The sequence below is a fragment of the Agathobaculum sp. LCP25S3_E8 genome (assembly GCF_052117165.1).
In the GTDB taxonomy this organism is placed as follows: Bacteria; Bacillota; Clostridia; order Oscillospirales; family Butyricicoccaceae; genus Agathobaculum.
Genome location: NZ_JBQKJR010000106.1, coordinates 1 through 5,242 on the forward strand (window position 1 = coordinate 1; position 5,242 = coordinate 5,242).

General features: G+C 51.7%; 3 protein-coding genes. 1 reads left to right on the top strand and 2 read right to left on the bottom strand.

Annotation, left to right across the window (positions count from 1 at the left end; genetic code table 11):
- Positions 1–78: 78 nt before the first annotated feature.
- Both ACTQ34_RS17450 and ACTQ34_RS17455 read right to left on the bottom strand, forming a co-directional pair.
- Positions 79–2,604 carry a helicase-related protein gene (locus ACTQ34_RS17450; RefSeq protein WP_441364876.1) on the bottom strand — a complete coding sequence of 842 codons (2,526 nt, stop codon included), beginning with the start codon at positions 2,602–2,604 and terminating at the stop codon, positions 79–81.
- Between the two features lie 1,004 nt (positions 2,605–3,608).
- Positions 3,609–4,325 (bottom strand): helix-turn-helix domain-containing protein, encoded by a 717-nt coding sequence (locus tag ACTQ34_RS17455; protein ID WP_441364877.1) that lies wholly within the window; start codon positions 4,323–4,325, stop codon positions 3,609–3,611.
- Between the two features lie 335 nt (positions 4,326–4,660).
- Here ACTQ34_RS17455 and ACTQ34_RS17460 point away from each other — a divergent pair.
- Positions 4,661–5,242, top strand: a 582-nt coding sequence (locus tag ACTQ34_RS17460; RefSeq protein WP_441364878.1) for a sugar phosphate isomerase/epimerase family protein, incomplete at its 3' end; no start/stop codon positions are given.

Genomic DNA, 5,242 nt, shown 5'->3' on the forward strand with positions numbered 1-5,242 from the left:
TGATGACAACTTTTTGATACTTTTATGTTGCTGCTGTGCCAACAGCAGAATTCCTAACAGTCCGCGGGCACCTTCGTATCACACGAAACAAGGTGTCCTTACGGACGCACGGCCGGTTTCCACAAGACCAGGATTCGTGATCATCACCTGCATCCCCTGACGGAGCTTTTCCGCCACCCATGCCTCGCGTTCCCGCGGCGGCACAGTGTCCTCCATGACCTCGGTGCGGATACCGGCATCCGTGAGAAAGCGCTTTAGACGTGTCCGGCTGTCCAGACGCACCCAGTTGACGTAGAGCAGCACGCGCTCCCCGGTGGCAACCTTTGTGCGAATGATGTCGAGCGTCCTTGCGTCCTTTTCGGTTTCGTCCGTCGGCGCACCGCTGTCCTCCGGTACCAAAATCGGGTCTGCGGTGACCGGATGCACGATCGGCTGATGCCCATAGGGCTGATCCGGATAGGCCATCAGCAGATTGAGGTAAACGGACAGCAGCTTTTGTGCCAGCTTGCGGCCTTCCCGGCTGCGATCCTTGAAAAGCTCCTGAAAGCTTTTTTCCAGCTGCTCATATGCCTGATACTGCTTCTCCGGCAGAGAGAGCGGCACGGGGATCTCCTCGTACTCCGGCAGTTCCTTTCCCATATCCATCAGGGTGAGGAACACGCCGCTTTCCAGCAGGAAGCGGCTGTACACCAGTGGGGACACCCCGGGGCGCTGGCGGGAGCGCTTCTTGCGCTTGACCGCGCGGCGGTTCGAATTGTAACCGCCCTCTGTCACCGTATAGGTATCCTCGATCACACCGTATTCCTGCGCAAATCGCGACTGGGAAGCAAACGCTTGTCCATCCTGCTGCATCAGCTGCGAACAGGTGCGGTACAGCAGGTAGAAGATACCGGATGCATAGCCGTTGATCAGGGTCGCCGTCATGCCGATGCACTTCTTGGCGGCGGCAAACAGCTCGCCCATTGCGTCGCCTTGTCCGCTGTTCGCTGCGAACTGGTGAAGCTCATCCGCGATCAAACCGTCTATTTTGCCGCTGTACTTATTTTTGATATAGGTACTGAGCGGAAACCGGCGGCAGGCGCCGCGGGCGGTCATGAAACGGTTTGGATTTTGCTCCAGTTCGTCCAGCTGCTTTTTCGCAGCCGCGGTTTTGCAGGCTTTTAGTGCCTGCCCGGCAAACCGGCGATGGACATAGCCCAAATGGCTGATGCGTACCCATTCGCTCTGCTCCTCCGCGGTGGTGGCCGTCCAGAGGACAGCGCCGCAGTATTCGCACTTGCGGTTGGCGCGGGTCTCGGTGCGGAAATAGTCGGACGTGGCGTCTACCAGCGTCTTTTTACCGCAGTCCAGAAACTCCATCTGGATCACACTGCCGCAGTCCGAGCAGGTAAAGCCGCGCTTTATCACGTTCCAGCGCACCGCCGGGCGGCGCATATAGCCGTCCCGCGCGGTTTCCTTGGAGAGTACGGCAAAGACCGTTCGGCTGCCGCGGACATATTCCGCATAGAGGGCATCGAAATCCTCCGGCGACTGCACAACTGCAGACAGCGAATTCGGAATGGTTTCATCCAGTTCTCGCACCCATTTGCCTGTCATGTGGGATGGACAAAGGACGATGTGCAGGCATTTCCGCTGCTTTTGCCGGAAATACGCCTGCAACGCCAGACTGCCAACCTTGCTTTTGCCGCTGCCGCATTCCGCGATCAGCAGTCCTAGCTTGGCTTTCTGCAGTCTGCGGCGCAGCGCTTCCGCTGCCGCAAGCTGCGCGCCATACAAGGGGTAACCGGCCGTTTGTTCAACATAGCGGTTCAGTTCCAGCACGGCTTCTGACAATGGTTCTGCTGCCGGGTCATACAGAGGGTCAAACTGCCCACGGATACGGGCGGCAATGACAGATCCGAACGCATTCAGATAGCTCGCAACGCCGCCGATCTCACGAAAGGCGTCTGTTTGGCCGTCTTGCGTACCAGGTATGCAGATTGCGCCGCTTTTGAGGCCGCTAGTCACCACATCGGCAATGTTCTGATCTTCCGGTGTACAGGTAAGCTGCCACGCTTCGAACGGCTCGTAAGTCGTCCGCACAAGGCATCTGGTGAGAATGTTCCGTGCCTGCAGCTCCGCGATCAGGTAATCCGCGAACTGCGGGATCATAGGGAGCGTGCTGACACGGTCTATTTCGTGATATAACGCATCTTGATCCCCGGCTGCGCAGAGCAAATAGGCTTCCCGTGGCTGACTTCCTTCGGTTCTTCTTTCCGATTCATCTACATTCTCCTCGTTCTTATTCTCCGCCATGTTCCTGCTAACGCTTTTGTCATCCCACAGAATGGTCGCTACCGTGTACGCCCCCTCACGGGTCAGCGTTTTCCGATATCGTCCGCGTTCTGCGGTAAGCACATACGACTGTTCCTCTGCGGATACGGTGACCGTGGCGCCGCCGCAAATCGCAGCAGACACGCCCTGCACCATCTCGGGATAGCCACCAAAGCGGATGCCGACCAGCCTGTACTGCGGATCTGCAATCACTGTATCCGCATAGCCGGTGAGCATGATGCCCTGCGCGTTGTCCTGATACCGCACCTCCATCAATCTGTTTTCCCTCACATTCGTTTTTCCTCCGATCGTTCTGAATTTGCACAAAAAAGACCATACAGCCCCATATATGGGTATCTGTATGGTCTACGTGCATATAATTCAGGTTGCCGATTCTTGTTTACAACCCGGATAGGCAGACTACCCCCCGGGCGGTGATACGATGACAACAAAAAATACGAAAACCTGAGTTCATTTTTATTATATCTCGCCTGATGCCGCTTGTATAGTTGACATTTTGTCGCGTATGCTATTTTTACTATAACGAATCGTCATGCAGCCATTGGTATTCTTATTTAGGATCAGCGAAAAGAGTCAGCATACAATTGGAGCTTTGGAAAATGTAATTTAATTTTTTTGTTGGAATAGTAATTATTAGTTAGCCATCCAACATCATAATAAAAACCGTTATTTCGTCAGTTATCTATTTATATTCTAAAACAAAATTATGCACACGTGGTGGCTTGGTCAATCGCAAAAAAAGAGAAATTTTGCTACTGAAAGCGCTCGGATCACTGTTATATAGGGAGCGGATCGCAATATCAATATAGATCAATGTCTGTGCAGGCTTTTTATACTTCACATATTCACAACGCAGGTATGGCGAGAGATAACCCTGTTCAAACTTCTCCTGATCAAGCACACAACTCAAGCTATCGCTTTGTAGCAGACATAGATTCGGTGTATTCAGGTCAAGGGAGAACATGCCCTGCGGCACAGTTTACAATAATGTCGAGATGCAACTGTGTCCGAGCGACTGCCTGAATCACAGGCATGCGCCGATACGCTCAAAAAGATCGATTTAGCGGGTAATGTGTGCACGATGAAGGTGTTCTGCCCCGACTATTGCAAACTCTCTAACTTAGAGAACATCAAAAAGGCTGCTAAAGTCACGCGCGCATGTGGAAAAATACTGACAAGGCTCATTCTATCCTCATATTCAACAAAAGGCAGGCGTATCGAATCCAATACGCCTGCCTTGTTTATTGGGCGGTGATATGAGAGGGAGCAGCGAACTACACCGGATATTTGCGGAACAGTCCGGGCGAAATGCCGACATGTTTTTGAAAACTATGGCTGAAATTTTCTTCGCTATTATAGCCGGTGGCATAGGCAATCTCCCCTACAGACTGTTTGGTTGAGGTCAGAAGATATTTTGCTTTGTCGATGCGGCGCAGCACGATATACTCATACGGAGAATATCCAGTGCGGGCCTTAAACTGCCGCGAAAAGTGCGACGAGCTTAGATTTACCTCTGCTGACACATCCTGTACACTGATTGGTTCAAACAAATGCCGGTTCATAAAGCGGATGGCCTGCGCAATGCGGTCGCTGCTATCCGAGGTGCGCTCTCCCTCGCCCAGTAGTAACATGCATAGCAACCGATGAAGCAGTTGCGAACAGACTGCCTCGCTCGGGCGTTCGTCCGCAGCGCAACCCTCCAGAAACGTACCCAGCACCTGCGTCACCGGCGTGACCGTATCCGGTGCAAAGCACTGCCGTCCACTATGTGCCTGCAAGATACGCCGATAAAACGTACGTACATTCAGTCCGTTGAAGAGCAACCAGATAAACTCTAGTCCATCCGACGCCGCATATCGATACGGCTCGCGGCAGTCGAACAGCACGACTTGTCCCGCGCCTGCCAATACAGGTACACCTTTTAACTCAAGTTCCATCGCACCAGACTTGATTAGAAACAGCATAATATTTCGGTTATGATCACCCTCCATCGCAATTTCTGACCGATGGCTGAATGAATACCGTCTATCACAAAAGTAATGTCCACAGCGCGTTGGATAGTAAAAAAGTTCGCGTGCAAGGGAAGATGGAGTAAAAAATAGCGCTCAGATGTCTGATGAACGCCAGCTTCCGAAATTAGCATAACACGCACGCTCCTTTTGTCTATCTTATCAGACTTGGATAAGATACGCAAGAAAAAATAGCAGAATTTCGCAATTTTATAGTGGATTGTATCATTGGAAAATACTATATATCGTCATATAATAAAAACATCAAAAGGGCTCGCTCAGAAAACAAACATCATCCAATAAGGAGGACAAACCATATGAAAATTGCATTTGACGTTGACGTTTTGGCTAAACAAATGTCTATTAACGACTATGTGCACAAGGTAGCCGACTGGGGCTACAAGTATATCGAGCAGTCCCCGCACCCGCGTATCAACCCGTTTTACAAACATCCGCTGTTTTCTAAGGAGTGCGAGGAGGAGTACTGCCGCGCACTGCGAGAAACTGGCGTGGAAATCTCGTCTTTTATTGTGGTCTACCGCTGGTCGGGCCCGACCGAGGAGCAGCGCCAGCACGCAGTCGCTAACTGGAAGCGCATGATTGAGATTGCGGTCAATATGGGTGTGCCGGTCATCAACACCGAGTTTTCGGGTGATCCCAACCAGCAGGAGATCTGCAACGGTATGTTTTACAAGTCCATGGAGGAATTATTGCCGATTATTGAGCGCGAAGGTCTGCGCGTTGAGATCCAATCCCATCCGTATGACTTCTGTGAGTTGAACGATGAGACTTGTGATATCGTTAAGTCTTTCCGCTCCAAGAATCTCGGCTATGTTTATTCTGCTTCTCACGGTTTCTTTTACGATCAGGGCAAGGGAGACGTACGCCACATGCTCAAG

Coding starts and splice junctions, on each gene's coding strand:
- ACTQ34_RS17455 (WP_441364877.1), bottom strand. CDS start 4,325: ATGGAGGGTGATCATAACCGAAATATTATGCTGTTTCTAATCAAGTCT.